At 62.8% G+C, this 17,371-nt stretch carries 17 protein-coding genes; 8 read left to right on the plus strand and 9 right to left on the minus strand.

The window, feature by feature from the left end; all coding sequences use genetic code 11:
- Positions 1–90 precede the first annotated feature (90 nt).
- The gene (locus tag BMW66_RS00370) at positions 91–1,776 is read right to left on the minus strand and encodes an NAD(P)H-dependent oxidoreductase subunit E (protein ID WP_093114646.1); all 1,686 of its coding nucleotides are present in this window, start codon (positions 1,774–1,776) and stop codon (positions 91–93) included.
- Positions 1,777–1,955: 179 nt separating this feature from the next.
- Between BMW66_RS00370 and BMW66_RS00375 the strand changes: the two genes are divergently transcribed.
- Together BMW66_RS00375 and BMW66_RS00380 are read left to right on the plus strand one after the other, a co-directional pair.
- A complete protein-coding gene (locus BMW66_RS00375; RefSeq protein WP_093114647.1) occupies positions 1,956–2,999 on the plus strand; it encodes an alkane 1-monooxygenase in 1,044 nt (347 codons plus the stop codon).
- Between the two features lie 40 nt (positions 3,000–3,039).
- Positions 3,040–3,432, plus strand: a complete 393-nt coding sequence (locus BMW66_RS00380) for a hypothetical protein (RefSeq protein ID WP_093114648.1) — start codon at positions 3,040–3,042, stop codon at positions 3,430–3,432.
- A gap of 72 nt (positions 3,433–3,504) precedes the next feature.
- On the opposite strand, the gene BMW66_RS00385 is transcribed toward BMW66_RS00380, so the two are convergent.
- The 3 genes from BMW66_RS00385 to coaBC are packed head-to-tail and all read right to left on the minus strand — an operon-like array spanning position 3,505 to position 6,254.
- On the minus strand, positions 3,505–4,569 hold the full coding sequence (locus BMW66_RS00385) for a HesA/MoeB/ThiF family protein (protein ID WP_093114649.1): 1,065 nt from the start codon (positions 4,567–4,569) through the stop codon (positions 3,505–3,507).
- Positions 4,569–5,039 (minus strand): dUTP diphosphatase, encoded by a 471-nt coding sequence (dut, locus tag BMW66_RS00390; RefSeq protein WP_093114650.1) that lies wholly within the window; start codon positions 5,037–5,039, stop codon positions 4,569–4,571. Before dut ends, BMW66_RS00385 begins: the two co-directional genes overlap by 1 nt.
- A 21-nt stretch (positions 5,040–5,060) precedes the next feature.
- Positions 5,061–6,254, minus strand: coding sequence for a bifunctional phosphopantothenoylcysteine decarboxylase/phosphopantothenate--cysteine ligase CoaBC (gene coaBC / locus BMW66_RS00395; protein ID WP_093114651.1), 1,194 nt, complete (start codon positions 6,252–6,254; stop codon positions 5,061–5,063).
- Between the two features lie 53 nt (positions 6,255–6,307).
- On the opposite strand from coaBC, the gene BMW66_RS19955 reads away from it, so the two are divergent.
- Entirely contained in the window at positions 6,308–6,565 is a 258-nt protein-coding gene (locus tag BMW66_RS19955; protein WP_139196097.1) for a hypothetical protein, read from the plus strand.
- On the opposite strand, the gene BMW66_RS00405 is transcribed toward BMW66_RS19955, so the two are convergent.
- On the minus strand, positions 6,521–7,399 hold the full coding sequence (locus tag BMW66_RS00405; protein ID WP_093114653.1) for an RNA polymerase factor sigma-32: 879 nt from the start codon (positions 7,397–7,399) through the stop codon (positions 6,521–6,523). The genes BMW66_RS19955 and BMW66_RS00405 overlap by 45 nt on opposite strands.
- Before the next feature lie 79 nt (positions 7,400–7,478).
- On the opposite strand from BMW66_RS00405, the gene cobU reads away from it, so the two are divergent.
- The 3 genes from cobU to BMW66_RS00420 all read left to right on the plus strand — a co-directional run bounded on the left by cobU (position 7,479) and on the right by BMW66_RS00420 (position 10,177).
- Positions 7,479–8,000: a bifunctional adenosylcobinamide kinase/adenosylcobinamide-phosphate guanylyltransferase gene (gene cobU, locus BMW66_RS00410; protein ID WP_093114654.1), complete on the plus strand. Its 522-nt coding sequence runs from the start codon at positions 7,479–7,481 to the stop codon at positions 7,998–8,000.
- A complete protein-coding gene (locus BMW66_RS00415; RefSeq protein ID WP_093114655.1) occupies positions 7,997–8,575 on the plus strand; it encodes a histidine phosphatase family protein in 579 nt (192 codons plus the stop codon). The genes cobU and BMW66_RS00415 overlap by 4 nt, the downstream gene beginning before the upstream one ends.
- Before the next feature lie 87 nt (positions 8,576–8,662).
- Positions 8,663–10,177 carry a YifB family Mg chelatase-like AAA ATPase gene (locus tag BMW66_RS00420; RefSeq protein WP_093114656.1) on the plus strand — a complete coding sequence of 505 codons (1,515 nt, stop codon included), beginning with the start codon at positions 8,663–8,665 and terminating at the stop codon, positions 10,175–10,177.
- Here BMW66_RS00420 and BMW66_RS00425 read toward each other — a convergent pair.
- The 4 genes from BMW66_RS00425 to rsmI all read right to left on the minus strand — a co-directional run bounded on the left by BMW66_RS00425 (position 10,147) and on the right by rsmI (position 13,315).
- The gene (locus BMW66_RS00425; protein ID WP_093114657.1) at positions 10,147–11,040 is read right to left on the minus strand and encodes an alpha/beta hydrolase; all 894 of its coding nucleotides are present in this window, start codon (positions 11,038–11,040) and stop codon (positions 10,147–10,149) included. The genes BMW66_RS00420 and BMW66_RS00425 overlap by 31 nt on opposite strands.
- Positions 11,037–11,972: a glutathione synthase gene (gshB, locus tag BMW66_RS00430; RefSeq protein WP_093114658.1), complete on the minus strand. Its 936-nt coding sequence runs from the start codon at positions 11,970–11,972 to the stop codon at positions 11,037–11,039. Before gshB ends, BMW66_RS00425 begins: the two co-directional genes overlap by 4 nt.
- A gap of 61 nt (positions 11,973–12,033) precedes the next feature.
- Positions 12,034–12,441: a YraN family protein gene (locus BMW66_RS00435; RefSeq protein ID WP_093114659.1), complete on the minus strand. Its 408-nt coding sequence runs from the start codon at positions 12,439–12,441 to the stop codon at positions 12,034–12,036.
- Position 12,442: 1 nt separating this feature from the next.
- Complete coding sequence (gene rsmI, locus BMW66_RS00440; RefSeq protein WP_093114660.1) at positions 12,443–13,315, minus strand: 16S rRNA (cytidine(1402)-2'-O)-methyltransferase; 873 nt, start codon at positions 13,313–13,315, stop codon at positions 12,443–12,445.
- A gap of 106 nt (positions 13,316–13,421) precedes the next feature.
- Here rsmI and BMW66_RS00445 point away from each other — a divergent pair, with 106 nt between their 5' ends.
- Together BMW66_RS00445 and BMW66_RS00450 are read left to right on the plus strand one after the other, a co-directional pair.
- Positions 13,422–14,597 (plus strand): penicillin-binding protein activator, encoded by a 1,176-nt coding sequence (locus BMW66_RS00445; RefSeq protein WP_093114661.1) that lies wholly within the window; start codon positions 13,422–13,424, stop codon positions 14,595–14,597.
- Positions 14,557–17,370 (plus strand): [protein-PII] uridylyltransferase, encoded by a 2,814-nt coding sequence (locus BMW66_RS00450; protein WP_093114662.1) that lies wholly within the window; start codon positions 14,557–14,559, stop codon positions 17,368–17,370. The genes BMW66_RS00445 and BMW66_RS00450 overlap by 41 nt, the downstream gene beginning before the upstream one ends.
- Position 17,371 lies beyond the last annotated feature (1 nt).

Here is a 17,371-nt window from a genome sequence, read left to right on the forward strand (position 1 = left end):
GCCTCCGATACTGTCTCGGAAACTCAATACCCCCGCCTTCATCTTTGTTCAAATACTCCGGGGGGTCCGGGGGCCGCGCGCCCCGCCGGATCACACCTCGTCAGGAAAATGCGCCATCGTGAGAAGGATCGGGTTCGGCGCCGCCTGTCCCAGCCCGCAGATCGACGCATCCGACATCGCCGTGCACAGCTCCTCAAGAAGCCCACGGTCCCAGCGGTCCGCCTGCATCAGCTTAACCGCCTTCTCGCAGCCCACCCGGCAGGGCGTGCACTGACCGCAGCTTTCGTCCTCGAAGAACCGCAGCATGTTGAGCGCGGCCGCCTTCGCACTGTCCCGGTCCGACAGCACCACCACCGCTGCCGAGCCGATGAAACTGCCATGCGGCTGCAACATGTCGAAATCGAGCGGCACATCGTCAAGCGACGCGGGCAACAGGCCCGAAGATGGCCCCCCCGGCTGATACGCCTTCAGGACATGCCCCTCCGGCATCCCGCCCGCCGCCTCGATCACGTCGCGGATGGTGGACCCCGCCGGCAGCAGATACATCCCCGGCGCGGCCACGCGCCCCGACACCGAATAGGACCGCAGCCCCCGGCGCCCGTTCTTTTCCACGCCGCTGAGAATCTCGCCGCCCTCGCGGCAGATCCGCGCCACCCAGTAAAGCGTCTCGACGTTGTGCACCAGCGTCGGGCGCCCGAAGACCCCCACCTTGGCGACAAAGGGCGGGCGGTGGCGCGGCTCGCCCCGCTTGCCCTCGATCGATTCGATCATCGCCGATTCCTCGCCGCAGATATAGGCTCCCGCGCCCCGGCGCAGGTCGATATAGCCCGGCGCCACGATGCCCGCCGCCTCCAGCGCGGCAATCTCCCGGCGCAGGATCTCCAGCACGGCGGGATATTCGTCGCGCATGTAGACAAAGGCCTTGTCCGCCTCCACCGCCCATGCGGCGATCAGCATTCCTTCAAGGAAAAGATGCGGCGTGCGCTCAAGGTAATAGCGGTCCTTGAAGGTGCCCGGCTCGCCCTCGTCGCCATTGACGGCGATATAGCGCGGCCCCTCGTTCATGCGCACAAATCCCCACTTCTTGCCCGCCGGGAATCCCGCCCCGCCAAGTCCGCGCAGACCGGCCTCCAGCATCGTCTCCTGAACCGCCTCCCAGTCGCCACCGGTGCGCAGATCCTCCAGCGCCCGATAGCCGCCCGAAGCGCGATAGGCGTCGAGCGTCTCGTAATCGGGCAGATGCACATGGGTATCGCCCGCAGCGATCGCCGCCTGCACCTTCTCGGGCGTGGCATGGTCGATGTGGTTGTGCCCCAGTTCAAGCACCGGCGCGGTATCGCAGCGCCCCATGCAGGGCGCGCGCAGCACCCGCACCTCGCCGGGGTCAAGCCCGTCCTCCAGCGCCTGTTTGAGCGCCTGCGCCCCCGCCAACTCGCACGACAGCGAATCGCACACCCGGATGGTGAGCGCGGGCGGCGGCGTCTCGCCTTCCTTGATCACATCAAAATGCGCGTAAAAGCTCGCCACCTCGTAGATTTCCGCCTGCCCGATCCGCATTTCCTCCGAAAGCGCCCGAAGGTGCGCGGCGGAGATATGGCCATGGGCATCCTGAATCAGGTGCAGGTATTCGATCAGAAGATCCCGCTCGCGCGGCCGGTCCCCCAGAAGCGCCCGCACCTCCTCCAGCGCGGTATCGTCAAGCTGCCGGCCCTTGGGCGTATGCCGCCCCTTGCCCTTGCCCGATTTCCAGACACCCTTGCGCTCATCCAATGCCATCTGCGCGATCCTTTCCTGCGATATGGCGCGACCATAGTCCTTTCGCCCCCATCGCGGCGAGGTCAAAAGCGACATCCGCCCGCCTGTATGCGTTGCGGTTCGGCCTAATCACGGCTCAACTTTTCCGCTTTCCGCGCCTATATTGCACAGAGGTTGCCAATGCGAAACGAGGCCCGCGCATGATCTGGTTCACGATTGCCACACTGACCCCCGTGGCGCTGCTCACCGCCGCCGCTCTGGCGGGCGGGATCTGGCCGCTGGCGGCGCTGCTCTATCTGACCGGCTTCACCTATGCGATGGACCGGCTGGTGCGGGGCGCGGCGGCCCGGCGCGGCGCGGGCGGGGAGTTTCCCGCGGGCGATGCGCTTTCGGTCACGCTGGGGCTGGCGCATCTGGCGCTTGTGCCGCTCGCGGTCTGGGCGATCGGCGGGCCCTCGGGGCTGTCGCCCGCCGCGCGCGTGCTGGCGTTCTTCGCCTTCGGGCTGTTTTTTGGGCAGGTCTCCAATGCCAACGCGCATGAGTTGATCCACCGCGCCGCGCGCTGGCCCCGGCGGCTCGGCACGCTGGTGTATATCACCCTACTGTTCGGCCATCATGCCTCGGCGCACCCGCTTGTGCATCACGTCCATGTCGCAACGCCGCGCGATCCCAATTCCGCCCGCAAGGGGGAAAGCTTCTATCGCTTCTGGCCGCGGGCGTGGATCGGCTCTTTCCGCGAGGGGCTGCGCGCCGAGACCGCGCGCCGGGCGCGGGCCGGGCGGCCGCTCTGGACGCACCCCTATATCGGCTATGTGGGCGGCGCACTGGCATTGCTCGCCGGGTCAGTCTGGCTGGCCGGTCCGGGCGGTGCGGCGGCGCTGGTCGGTGTGGCGGTTTACGCGCAGATGCAGCTTCTTGTCTCCGATTATGTGCAGCACTACGGCCTGTCGCGCCCGCAAACGGCGGGCCGCCCTGCCCCCGTCGGCCCCGGTGACAGCTGGAACAGCCCGCACATGTGGTCCAGCGCGCTGATGCTCAACGCGCCGCGTCATTCCGACCACCACCTGCACCCCGCGCGCCGCTATCCGTCGCTGACGCTCGACACGGCGAGCATGCCGATCCTGCCGCGCTCGCTTCCGGTGATGGGGGCGGTGGCGCTCGTCCCGCCACTCTTTCACCGGATGATGGCGCCCCGTCTGGCGGTTCTGTCCCGGTCGCGGCAGACTGCAGGCCGAGCCTCGTAAAACACTGGATCGGCAGGGCGCGCTCTGGCACGATGCGGGCATGATACGTTCTGCCCTCCTTCTCGCGGCGCTTGCCGCCCCCCTGCCCGCCACCGCGCAGATGAGCGCGCAGGAATTCGACGCCTATACTCAGGGCAAGACGCTCTACTATCTCGTCAACGGCATCCGCTACGGGATCGAGAAATATCTGCCCGGTCGCCGCGTCCGCTGGGCCTATCTCGATGACGAGTGTGTTGAGGGGTACTGGTATCCCGAAGGCGAGACGATCTGCTTTGTCTATGAGCACAACCCGGACCCGCAGTGCTGGATCTTCGAGCTGGGCGAAAACGGTTTGCGCGCCGATTTCGCCAATTCCGATGATGGCAGCACGGCCTATGAAGTCGAAGGAACGGGCGAGGATCTGATCTGCCCCGGTCCCAAGGTCGGCGTTTAGGCGCAGGGACACCGCGCGGTAACGCGGTCCGCCGAAAATCGGCACCGACGTGATACCGACAAAATACCGACGTTATACCGACGTGGCTTTTTGCCCCTTTTCGCCCCCGCACACCGGGCAGTCGGGACGCGGTTTCAGGGTGATTTTCCGGCTCTCTCCATAGAGCGCGTCATAGATCAACATCTGCCCCCGAAGCGGCTCTCCGGCCCCGGTGATGAGCTTGATCGCCTCCACCGCCATCATCGCCCCGATCACCCCCGGCAGCGGCCCCAGCACCCCGGCCTCCGCGCAGGTGGGCGCAAGCCCCGGTGCGGGCTCCTCGGGGAAAATACATTCATAGCAGGGCGCGCCTCGGGCCGGGTCGAATATGCTCAACTGCCCCTCCCACTGGGATAAGGCTCCTGAAATCAGTGGCTTGTCCTGCGCGGCGCTGGCCTGATTGGCAAGGTAGCGTGTGGCGAAATTGTCGGTCCCGTCCAGCACGAGATCGTAGTCGGAAATGAGAGTTTCAGCCTCCTCCGCAGTCAACCGCCGGTGATAGGGGCGCACCGTGACAAAGGGATTCTGCGCTTGCATCGCCTGCGCCGCGGATTGCACCTTTGGCAGGCCGATGTCGGCATCGCGGTGGATCACCTGACGCTGAAGGTTGGAGTTTTCCACCACGTCATCGTCGACCACCCCGATCGTGCCCACCCCCGCCGCCGCCAGATAGAGCAACGCCGGAGACCCAAGCCCCCCCGCTCCGATCACCAGAACCCGCGCCTGTTTGAGACGCTTCTGGCCGGGCCCGCCGATCTCGCGCAGAACGATATGCCGGGCAAAGCGGTCAAGCTCGGTTTCGGAAAAAGTCGCTGTCTTCTCAGCCATATGTGCCTTCTCTTTCGGGGCCTTCCCACGCAGCCAGACAAGACCCGCGCGATAGACGAAACCGATCGCCACAAACCCACCAAGGATCAGCCAGCCTTCGGGTCCGCCACCCGTTGCCGCACGCATCGGATGATCCGGAGGCAGGAGCAGATTCACCGATAGCACCGCGAGGTAGAGCACCGCGATCATGCCCCAGCGAATCCGTCGCTGCACCCCCACGACCGCGCCAATTCCCCAAAGCGCCGCCGCGCCTCCCAGAACCAGAAGCATCAGCCGGTTCCCGTGGAGCCGAAGCCCCCTCCGCTCCGCGCGGTGTGGCTCAACCCACCGGCCACGACAAACCGCGCCCGCAACACCGGCGCCACCACCAACTGGGCGATCCGCGCCCCGTGGGCGATGTGAAATGGCTCTTCTCCGGCATTCAACACGATAACGCCAAGCGGACCGCGATAATCGTTGTCGATCGTGCCGGGACTGTTGGGCAGAGTGATCCCATGCCTGAGCGCGAGCCCCGAACGGGGGCGAACTTGTATCTCGTAACCTTCTGGTATCTCTATCTGAATCCCCGTCGGCACCAGAGTCCTGCCTCCCGCCTTCACAATCACACCGTCACGTTCACCCACCGGAAAATTGGCACGCAGATCGGCCCCCGCCGCCCCTGCGGTTTCATAGAACGGCAGCGGCACAGAGCGATCAGCTCCCGCGCACCACGCCACCCTGATCTCGATATCCTGTGCCATGCACCCCCACCATCACAGGCCTCAGCCAAGCACATCGGCAATGCGCTCGGCCAGTCTCTGGGCCACTTCATCCTTGCCCATGCGCGGCCAGCTTTCGGCACTTTCCTGCGAAATGAGGACCACGGCATTCTCCGATCCACCCATGATCCCGGTTTCGGGGCTTACGTCGTTGGCCACGATCCAGTCACAGCCCTTGCGTTCACGCTTGGCGGTGGCATTGGCGATCACATCATCGGTTTCGGCGGCAAACCCGATCACCAGACGGGGCCTGTCCTTCTTCATCTGGCTGACGCTCGCAAGAATATCGGTATTCTCGGCAAACTCCATCGACGGTATACTACCCGCCAGCTTTTTGATCTTGCTGTCAGAGCGTGTCGCCGCCCGCCAGTCGGCCACGGCCGCAGCAAAGATTGCGACATCGACCGGAAGCACGCCCTGCACGGCCTGAAGCATCTCCGACGCGGTTTCGACCTCGACCACATGCGCGCCGTCGGGCCGGGGCGCGTCTGCCGGGCCGGTGACAAAAACCACATCCGCCCCCATTCGCACCAGCGCCCGCGCAATCGCGCTACCCTGCGCGCCCGAAGATCGGTTGGCGATATAGCGTACGGGATCAATCGGTTCGTGCGTCGGGCCAGAGGTCACAAGCACCCTGCGCCCGGTCAACGGCCCTTCAGACAAGGCCCATTCGATGGCTGAGACGATCTCCATCGGTTCTGCCATGCGGCCCAGCCCATATTCGCCGCAGGCCATGTCACCGTCGTTCGGCCCGACGACGCCCACCCCGTCGGCGCGAAGCATGGCCATATTCCGCCGCGTCGCGGGATGCTCCCACATGCGTACGTTCATCGCCGGCGCCAGAAGGACCGGTGTGTCCGTCGCCATGAGCAGAGTAGAGGCCAGATCGTCCGCATGCCCCCCCGCCATCTTCGCCAGAAGATCGGCCGTGGCCGGCGCAACCACGACCAGATCAGCAGAGCGCGAAAGCTGAATATGCCCCATCTCCGCCTCGTCTGTCAGATCAAACAAATCGCGATACACTTTCTCTCCAGCCAGTGCTGAGATCGAAAGCGGGGTCACAAATTCCGCGCCACCACGGGTCACGACGGGCGTCACCCATGCTCCGCGTTCGCGCAGTCGACGAATGAGGTCCAGCGACTTGTAGGCAGCAATCCCGCCCCCGATAATCAGCAGGATGCGCTTGTCGATCAGCATATCGGCCCCCGGCGGTTGGTTTCGCAGCCGCAGACTAGGGCCAAGGGCGACAAGTGACCACCCTCTTTCCGAATGGTGGCGCAGGGATCATCACGGTCCACCACGGGCTGGCCAAGACGGATGGCGATCCGCAAAATGCCGTTCGCCTTGACTACTTGCCCCGGCGCGAAAATCTGCGCCATCGACCGACGAAACGCGTGTCCCTGCGTTTTTGGTATCTTGCGGCGTCCGCACTTCGTCGTGGCATTGCGCCAGAGGCATTGCCTTCAGGACAAGAAGTGCTGCACCTCCTCACCATGTCCCTCAAGTGAGCGGCGCATTTTCTGAAATGCACTGACCTCAAGCTGGCGCACACGCTCCTTGCTCACGCCAAGTTCCGTCCCGATGCTCTCCAGCGTGCGGGGATCATCGCGAAGGCGACGCTCGCGCAAAATCAATCGTTCCCGCTCCGTTAGCTTGTCCATCGCTTCCACCAGCCAGATGCGCAGCTTCTCCTGATCGTGTCCATGTTCCACCGCTTCTGAGCCGATAGTGTTGTCGTCCTCCAGAACGTCAATCCATTCGCGCCCTTCGTCCTCGGTGCTCTGCGTGGCATTGAGCGAAAAATCATTGCCCGAAAGCCGGCCCTGCATCATCTCCACATCCGCCACCGATACGCCAACCTCCTGCGCGATCAGCTCCCGCAGTTGGTGGGAATCGAGCGAGCCACCGTCTGCCATCGCTTCGCGTTCGAGTCGCGCCTGCACGCGCTTGAGATTGAAAAACAGCGACTTTTGCGAAGAGGTTGAGCCGGTCCGAACCAGCGACCAGTTGCGCATGACGTGATCCTGAATGCTGGCGCGAATCCACCAGACCGCATAGGTCGAGAATCGAACGCCGCGTTCAGGGTCGAATTTTTCAGCGGCCTTCATCAGGCCAAGCCCGGCTTCCTGAATCAAATCATTCATCGGAACGCCGTAGCGCCTGAACTTCGCCGCCATCGATATGGCCAGCCGCATATAGGCTGTCACCAGACGATGCAGCGCCGTCTCGTCGCGGTGGTCGCGCCATGCGCGCGCCAGATCGAGTTCGGTTTCCGCATCGAGCATCTCGGCGCGCATCGCCCTTCGGGTCATCGTCGACCGCTCCATGGCATCATAGGGCATGAATTTTTCCTTCCCTGCTTGCGCATCATGACCTTACTACGCATCTTTCGGCGCACCGGATCACTTTGGACGGATTGGTATGGCAAACAGGCTCACCCTCGTGCTTGGCGGCGCAGCCTCCGGCAAATCGGCATTTGCGGAAGCACTCGTGTTGCAATCCGGCACTGCACGGATCTACATTGCCACAGCACAGGCCCTGGATGACGAGATGCGCGCCAAGATCGCGGCCCACCGCAACCAGCGCGGTGACAACTGGCAGACGGTCGAGGCGCCGCTGGACGCCGGACCGGCCCTGTCGCGGGTCATGCCGGAACAAGCGGTGCTTTTCGACTGCGCGACCATGTGGCTAAACAATCACCTGCTGGCTGAACACGACATTCCCGCCGAGGTGGAGGGCCTCATCGCCGCCCTGACCGAATGCCCGGGTGATGTTACTGTCGTGTCCAATGAAGTCGGGCAAGGAATCGTTCCCGACAACGCGCTGGCGCGATACTTCCGCGACGCGCAGGGGCAGTTGAATCAGGCACTCGCCGCAGCCGCGCAAAGGGTTTATTTTGTAACCGCCGGTCTGCCGCAGCTTTTGAAAGGCGAACAACGATGACACGCCTGCATCTCATCCGCCATGGTCCAACCCATGCCAAGGCAATGGTCGGCTGGTCCGATCTGCCCGCCGATCTTTCGGACGAGGCGGCCCTGAACCGATTGCATGATTGCCTGCCATTGGATGCCGTCGTCGTATCCTCCGACTTGTCGCGGGCCACGGATACGGCGGATGCGATCGCCCGTAGCCGGCAGCGCCTGCCACATGATCCGGGCCTGCGTGAAATCAATTTTGGCGCCTGGGAACTCAGACGCTTTCAAGAGGTGGAGGCCGAAGACCCCGCGCTGATCCGTGCCTATTGGGAAACACCAGGTGACGTGCGGGCCCCCGACGGCGAAAGCTGGCACGACGTCACCGCCCGGGTCGATGCCGTGATCGACCGGCTTATTGCCGAATACCGCGGACACGATGTTGTAGTTGTGGCCCATTTCGGCGTGATCCTGACCCAGATTCAGCGCGCCACCGGGATCAGCGCGGTCGAGGCGTTCGGCCACCGCATCGACAATCTTTCGCTGACCGAAGTGACCCATGTCGGACCTGGCTGGCGGCTCGGGCGAGTCAATCATCTGGCCTGATCCACTCCGCCCTCCTTCAGGAAGCGTTAACTTCTTCTTCACCACGTTTCCCTAACCCTGTTCACAAAGATTGAGGGGTGGGACGATATGACCGCGCGGGCCTATACGGTCGCATTCGAAGGGGTGGAAGCGCATCGGGTGGAAGTGCAATGTGCCGTCACGCCCGGCCTGCCCGCATTTGCTATCGTCGGCTTGCCCGACAAGGCGGTCAGCGAAGCCCGAGACCGCGTTCGATCGGCGCTCTCCTCCATGGCCATCGCTCTGCCATCCAAGCGGATTACGGTAAATCTCTCACCTGCCGATCTACCAAAGGAAGGCAGCCATTTCGATTTGCCTATCGCCGTGGCCTTGCTCGCGGCGCTGGAAATTATCCCCAAGGACGCCGCCGAAAGCACTGTGGCCTTGGGGGAGTTGTCGCTCGACGGATCGCTTGTGTCCGTCATCGGGGCGCTTCCGGCAGCCATGTCCGCGGCAGAGGACAATCGCACCCTGCTTTGCCCGAAATCCTCGGGTCCGGAAGCCGCCTGGGTGGGCGCGGCACAGGTGCTAGGCGCGGGCTCGCTCGCGGATGTGGTGCGCCACTATACGGGGCAATCGCCCCTCACTCCAAGCCAACCGGGCGAGGTGATATCCGACCCAGGAGGCAAGGATCTGCGCGATGTGAAAGGACAGGAAAGAGCCAAGCGCGCCTTGGAAATCGCCGCGGCGGGTCGGCACCACCTGTTCATGGTGGGCACGCCCGGCTCTGGCAAATCCATGCTTGCCGCGCGTCTGCCTTCCATCCTGCCGCCTCTGTCGGCGCAGGAGGCGTTGGAAACCTCGATGATCCATTCGGTTGCCGGTCTGCTCGATCAGGGGGGCATCTCCCGTAGCCGCCCCTTCCGGGAGCCGCATCACACCGCCTCCATGGCCGCAATCGTTGGTGGTGGACGCCGCGCCGCGCCGGGCGAGATCAGCCTTGCCCACAACGGTGTTCTGTTCATGGATGAATTCCCCGAGTTTCCGCGCAACGTGCTCGAAACTCTGCGCCAGCCGATGGAGACGGGCGAGGTCATGATCGCGCGCGCCAATGCCCATGTGTCCTATCCCTGCCGCTTCATGCTGGTGGCCGCCGCAAATCCCTGCCGGTGCGGACACATGTATGATGCTGCCCGCGCCTGCTCTCGGGTGCCCCAATGCGGAGAGGACTATATGGGTCGCATCTCCGGCCCGCTGCTCGACCGTCTCGACCTGCGGATCGAGGTGCCGCCCGTGTCCTACATGGACCTTGACCTGCCCGCGAACGGCGAAAGCTCTGCCCTGGTGGCCGGGCGCGTGGCAAAGGCGCATCAGATGCAGGCAACACGCTACGAGGAGCAACCCGGCCTACGGGTCAATGCGGATGCGCAAGGTGGCATTCTGGAAGAAGTTGCCGGACCGGATGAAGAAGGACGTGCGCTTCTTATAAAGGTGGCCGAACGCTTCGGCCTGTCGGCGCGCGGATATCACCGGGTCTTGCGCGTGGCGCGCACCATCGCGGATCTGGACGGCTCCGAAACTGTACGCAAGCCGCATGTCGCCGAAGCCGTGAGCTACCGGCTGACAGCCTCGAAAGAAATCTGAACGAAGTCTGCCGCCCCGCGCAGCGCTGCGCGCGCTTCCGGTACCCACCCGTCGAAGATCTGCCAGACGTGCGGTGTGTCTTTCCAGATGTCGAGCCGCGCCGTCGCTCCAAGTCGGGCTTGCATCCGCGTCGCATCCGATAGCAGAACTTCACAGTCGCCGCACTGTATCAACACCGGCGGGACCTCATCAAACCTCGCAAAGAGGGGTGAGGCGCGCGGATCTTCCGGTTGAGCGCCGTCGAGGTACCGCTGAGCGGTTTCCTCCATCCGCTCCACCGGGATGAGGGGATCGCGATCCCGGTTGTTCCCAATGCTTTCGCCCCCAAGGGTCAGATCGCACCATGGGGAAAGCGCAAATGCCGCCGCCGGCGGCGTGCCACGACCGCAAAGCTCTGCCAGAAGCGCCAGCATCAACCCGCCCCCGGCGCTGTCTCCGCCAAGCACTATCTCTTGCGGCGCGTACAACCGCATCAGATGATCCCAGGCCGAAACTGCATCGTCGAAGGCGGCAGGAAAGGGCGCCACCTGCAAGAGCCTGTAGCCGGGGACGCACACCTCCACCCGAGTCATTTTCGACAGCCGCGCCAGCATCCCCATGTGGGTTTGTGCGCTGCCCGAAAAGTAGGCGCCACCATGCAGATACAAGATCACGCGACGTGGAGCGCACCGACCAACGGAAATCCAGCTCATCGGCACCGAACCCGGGCGCGTCAGACAAAGCGTGTGCGGCGGCGTTCTGAAAAGCCAGCGCGCTGCGCGCTCAAAATCCCGCGCGGCCACAACCGGATCTTCGGTGCGGCGCAGTCGCGGCTTTACCAGATACCGCAAAGAATGGTTGAGACAGCGAAGCTGCCAACTCATGCCAGGCGCGCTTCGATCGCTTCCCAGATTTTCCCGGTAACATTCACCCCATCGAATCGCTCAAGCTCCTGTAACCCGGTCGGCGAGGTTAGGTTGATTTCCGTAAGGTAATCCCCGATCACGTCGATCCCCACGAAAATCTGCCCCTTCTCCTTCAGAAGCGGACCGATCGCCTCGCATATTTCGTGATCGCGCGCGTTCAGCCCAATCTTTTCGGGGCGTCCGCCCACATGCATATTCGACCGTGTTTCCCCTGCTGCCGGAACGCGGTTGATCGCGCCCACCGGCTCTCCGTCCACGAGAATGATCCGTTTGTCACCTTTCGACACGTCAGGCAGGAATTTCTGCACAATCAGCGGCTCACGCGTGAAGCCCGTGAAAAGCTCATGCAACGAGGATAGATTCCGGTCATTCGCATCGAGCCGGAACACTCCCGCCCCCCCATTGCCGTATAGTGGCTTGAGGATCACATCCCCGTGCATGTCCTTGAACGCCTTGATGGTTGCCAGGTCGCGAGCGATCGTCGTTGGCGGGGTAAGTTGCGGAAAACTCAGAACCAGGAGTTTCTCGGGAAAGTTTCGCACCCAGAAAGGGTCATTGACCACCAGCGCCTGCCCCTTGAGCCGATCAAGCAGGTGGGTCGAGGTGATGTAGTGCATGTCGAACGGTGGATCCTGGCGCAGCCAGACCACATCGAAATCGCGCAGGTTGACATGCTCACGAGGCCCAAGCGTGACATGGTTGCCCTGCTCTCGCCTGAGCGTCATGGCATGCCCGCGCGCTGTGATCTCCCCGCTTTCGTAGGCAAGATGATCGGGCGCATAGAAGAACAGCTCATGCCCTCTGGCCTGTGCCTCCTCGGCAAGACGGAAGGTGCTGTCGGCGTTGATATCGACTGACTGGATCGGGTCCATCTGAAAGGCGATTTTCATGGGCATTCCCTGTTTGGTCGCCCATTACATGACCCAAGCACCGCCCCTGTGCAATGCCCGTTCAGACAGTGCCGAAGGCGTTTTCAAGGATTCGCACCTCACCGCGGCCATTCACAAGCGCGACGTCAAAGCGTGCCTCGGTCAGTTGTCCACCCGGCTCTCCGGCAAGGAATTCACTCGCCGCGGCAACAAGGCGCTGCATCTGAGCCGGGCGCAGGCTTTCGGCCGCGTGGGCAAAATCGCGCGATTGCTTGACCTCGACAAAGATGAGCGCCGCGCCGCTGCGCAGGATCAGGTCAATCTCTCCGCCCTGCCCGCGCCAACGGCGTGCGGCCATTTTGAATCCGTGTCGTTCATAATCACGCATCACCTGCGCCTCTGCCGCCAAACCGGCCAGGGCCGCGCGTTGCCCGCGCCGCACCCGAACGGACTTCACCTCTTGAGTATCGCGCGGTGTGGAACGGCCCATTTCATTCGTCTTTCCCTGTCTCCTCCTTGATCTTCAGGGCCAGTTGGTAAATTTTCCGTTTATTCTGTCCCATGGCTTTTCCGACGCTATCGGCGGCATCTCGCAGTGACATGCTCTCAAGCGCGTGGCGCAGTGCCTCCTCCACCTCTTCGGAACTGGCGCCTTCGGTGCGGGCACGATCAATCACCACGACCACCTCGCCCCGGAGCGCGCGCCCCGCCAGCTCGGCAGCCAAACCGGCGAGCGTTCCGCGCCGGATTTCCTCGAATTTCTTGGTCAACTCCCGGCAAATGACCGCTTCACGCGCCTCGCCAAGCATATCCGCCGCGTCTTCCAGCATCGCGGCAACCCGCCGAGGTGATTCGTAGAATACCAGGGTTCCGGGCACTTCGCGCAGTGACTGAAGCGTCTTGCGGCGCGCCCCGCTCGCATTGGGCAGAAAGCCGCCGAAGAAAAAAGCATCCGTGGGCAACCCCGCCAGCACAAGCGCCGTGATCACCGCAGAAGGGCCGGGCGCAGCGGTCACGGCATATCCCGCTTCTGCCGCCTCGCGCGCCAGCGCGTAGCCGGGATCGGCGATCAGCGGCGTTCCCGCCTCCGAGGCATAGGCGACCGAGCGACCCTCTGACAGCGTCTTGAGCAGGCCCGCGCGCGCCCTGGGCCCTGAATGATCGTGATAGGAGATCAACGGACGATCCCCCAGCGGCACGCCGTGAATATCCAACAGGCGCCGCATCGACCGCGTATCTTCTGCCGCGATCGCATCGGCGCTCGCCAATATGTCAAGGGCCCTCAGCGTGATATCGCGCGCGGTCCCGATCGGGGTCGCGACAAAGTAGAGGCCTGGGGAGATGCTGATCTGTTGGTAATTCAATGCTGGACCCTCAAGATGTGTCGTTTATTATCAGTCCCGAACGGTCCATTCAGTGGCGTCGCTGCGCGCCCGGCCTGACATCCGCAAAGGGAGTAAGGAAATTCCTATGTTTGCCGCTTTTAAACCCGCTCGCCGATTTCTGAAAGGGGCTGTTCTGGCCCTGGCTGCGCTTGGCACAGCGGCTTGTGCGCCCGGCATCACCACCGCCACCGGACCATCAATCGACACCAGCAAGCCCGTACCTGTGGCGCTTCTGGTGCCAAGCGGTTCTGACCGCTCCGGCGATGCTGTGTTGGCACAGAGCCTCGAAAATGCCGCGCGATTGGCAATCTCCGATCTCGATGGGGTGGATATCGACCTGCGAGTCTATTCCACGCAGGGTAACGCGGGCGTCGCGCAACAGGCCGCTGTGAAGGCGGTCAACGACGGTGCTCAAATCATTCTTGGCCCGGTCTTTGCAGAAGCGGCGAACGCGGCGGGCAACGCGGTGGCCAGTCGCGGCATCAACATGCTTTCCTTCTCGAACAACACGACCATCGCGGGTGGCAACGTCTTCGTGCTGGGCCCCACGTTCGAGAATACCGCTGACCGTTTGGTGGGCTATGCAGCACGTCAGGGGCGCGACAATATTGTTGTCGTTCATGCCGAAAACGTATCGGGACAGTTAGGCCGCAACGCGATTCAGAGTGCCATTTCGCGCAACGGCGCACAACTTGCCGGAACGGTACCCTACGAATTCTCGCAGCAGGGCGTGATCGCCGCAGCCAGCGAGGTGCGCGACATGACCCGCCAGACCAACGCCAATGCCGTGTTTCTTGCTGCTGACACCTCGGGTGCGCTGCCGCTCTTCTCTCAGATGCTGCCAGAGGCCGGGATCAGCCCTGAAACAACACAGTTCATTGGCCTTACCCGTTGGGACATTCCGGCGCAGACTCTGGAATTGCCCGGCGTGCAGGGAGGCTGGTTCGCACTTCCCGATCCAGAGCGAAACCAGCAGTTCCAGAGCCGCTACGCACGATCCTATGGCGGGCTGCCCCATCCGATTGCCGGGCTGGCCTATGACGGCATAGCCGCCATTGGCGCATTGGTGAAGTCCGGCAAGAGGGATGCGCTCAGCGCAAGTGCGCTGACACAAGGCGCGGGCTTTCAGGGGGTGAACGGTGTCTTCCGTCTGCGCGCGGACGGAACCAACGAACGTGGCCTTGCCGTGGCGACGATCCGTGACAAAAAGGTGGTTGTCCTTGACCCGGCGCCAAGAAGTTTCCGCGGCTTTGGATCCTGACCTTTCCACCGCCTTCCTGCCTGCGCCTCGCGATGATCTGATCTGCCCGGCGCAGGACATTCTAGACCAAGACGCGCTGGCCGCCAAACTTGAGGCGGCCTGCCGCGAATATGGCAGAGGCGAAGATCTGCGCAAACACGTTGTCGCGCTTCTGCGCAATGTGCGCAAATCCGGTATGGACGCGATCGCGGATGGCTTCTGCGCTCGCCCCCTGGATGCCCGCCCGATGACGCGCGCCTATACCTGGTTGACGGATTGTCTTGTCTCCAGTGCCTATTTCATCGCCAGCCAGCGCATGCATCCGCTATCGAATCCAACCGAGGGTGAGCGCATCGCCCTTGTCGCGGTCGGCGGCTATGGCCGCGGCGAGATGGCGCCGCAATCGGATGTCGACCTGCTGTTCCTGACGCCCTACAAGATCACCGCCTGGGCCGAGAGCGTGATAGAATCCATGCTCTATATCCTGTGGGATCTGCGCCTGAAAGTCGGACATGCGTCGCGCACGGTGCGCGATTGCCTACGTCTCGGGGCCGAGGACTACACGATCCGCACTGCGCTTCTGGAACACCGATACCTCGCTGGGGACTCCGATCTTGCCGGGGAACTCGACAAGCGCCTGACGAAGGATCTCTTCAAGGGCAGCGAACGCGAGTTTGTCGAAGCCAAGCTTGACGAACGGGACGCGCGCCACCTCAAGCAGGGCGAACGCTATGTGGTGGAGCCCAATGTGAAAGAGGGCAAAGGCGGTCTGCGCGATCTGCAATCGCTCTTCTGGATCGCAAAATATGTCTACCATGTTCAGGATGTTCAGGAGCTTATCGAACTTGGTCTGTTCCGCGAAGAGGAATTCCGTCTCTTCGAACGGGCCGAGAATTTTCTCTGGGCTGTGCGCGCGCATCTTCACCTTATCGCCGGGCGTCCCATGGAACAGCTCACGTTCGACATTCAGGTCGAGGTGGCCGAACGGCTCGGTTACGAGGACAGTGGCGGTCGCCGCGCGGTGGAGCATTTCATGCAGGACTATTTCCGCCACGCCACCGCCGTCGGTGATCTGACTCGTATTCTGCTGACCAAGCTGGAGGCCAACCACACCAAGGGAGAACCGCTCTTGCAACGCCTGCTACGCCGCCGCCGACGGCTCAAGCAGGGCTACAGGGTGGTGCATGGGCGGCTGGGCATTGTGGATGAAGATGAGTTTCTGTCCGACAAGCTCAACCTTCTGCGTCTGTTCGAAGAGGCCCTGCGCACCGGGCTGCTCATACATCCCGACGCGATGCGGCTGGTGACGGCGAATTTGCATCTGATTGATGACGACATGCGCCACAACAAGGAGGCGCGCCGCATCTTTCTCGACCTGCTGCTGAAACACGGCAATCCGGAACGTGCGCTGCGGCGAATGAATGAGTTGGGCGTGCTCTCGACCTTCATCCCTGAGTTTGAACCCATTGTAGCGATGATGCAGTTCAACATGTATCACAGCTATACGGTAGACGAGCATACCATTCAGGTGATCTCCAACTTCGCACAGATCGAGCGGCTCGAACTCGAAGACGAGCTTCCCATCTCGACCGAGATCCTGAGAAAGAAGTCCCTCAATCGCAAGGTTCTGATGGTGGCAATGCTCCTGCATGACATCGGCAAGGGGCGCGACGTTGATCATTCGATTCTCGGCGCGCAGATCGCACGCAGAGTGGCACCAAAGCTCGGCCTTTCGAGACCCGATTGCGATACGGTCGAGTGGCTGGTGCGCTATCACCTTCTGATGTCGGACATGGCTCAGAAGCGCGACATATCGGACCCGCGCACCGTGCGTGACTTCGCCAAGGCAGTTCAGAACGTCAAGAGGCTCGACCTTCTGACCGTGCTGACGGTCTGCGACATTCGCGGCGTGGGGCCGAACACATGGAACAACTGGAAAGCCGCGCTGATACGCGCGCTCTACCGGCAGACCCGCAAGGCGCTTGAGGACGGGATGGAGGCGCTCAACCGTGAAAACCGCGGGGCCGAGGCGAAGAAACTTCTGCGCAAGGAACTCAAGGATTGGCCCCTCAAGGAGATCAAGGCCGAGACTTCACGTCACTACCCGCCCTATTGGCAGGGGCTTCATGTCACCGCGCACGTGATCTTCGCGCATCTGCTCCGCGACATCGCCGATGATGAGGTCCGCATCGACCTGCAACCCGATGAGGATCGCGGCGTCACGCGAGTCTGTTTCGCACTGGCCGATCACCCCGGCATCTTCTCGCGGCTGGCCGGGGCGCTGGCGCTGGTGGGGGCAAACGTGGTGGACGCGCGCACCTATACCACCAAGGATGGCTATGCCACCGCGACGTTCTGGATACAGGATTCCGAAGGCCGTCCTTATGAGGAGAACCACCTGCCACGGCTGCGCCAGATGATTGACAAGACCCTCAGGGGTGAGGTGGTCACATCAGAGGCAATCCGCGACCGTGACAAGATCAAGAAGCGCGAGCGTGCCTTCCGCGTGCCGACCACGATCACCTTCGACAATGACGGGTCAGAGATCTACACCATCATCGAGGTCGATACCCGCGACAGGCCGGGGCTTCTTCATGACCTGACGCGCACGCTGGCCGGGGCCAATATCTATATCGCCTCCGCCGTGATCGCGACCTTTGGCGAACAGGTGGTCGATACCTTCTATGTAAAGGATATGTTCGGGCTGAAGATCCACTCCGCGCCGAAACAGCGCGCGCTCGAACGGAAACTGCGCGAGGCGATAGGCAAAGGTCGGGAAAGGGCGCAGGTTTGAA

It is taken from the genome of Salinihabitans flavidus, assembly GCF_900110425.1.
Lineage (GTDB): Bacteria > Pseudomonadota > Alphaproteobacteria > Rhodobacterales > Rhodobacteraceae > Salinihabitans > Salinihabitans flavidus.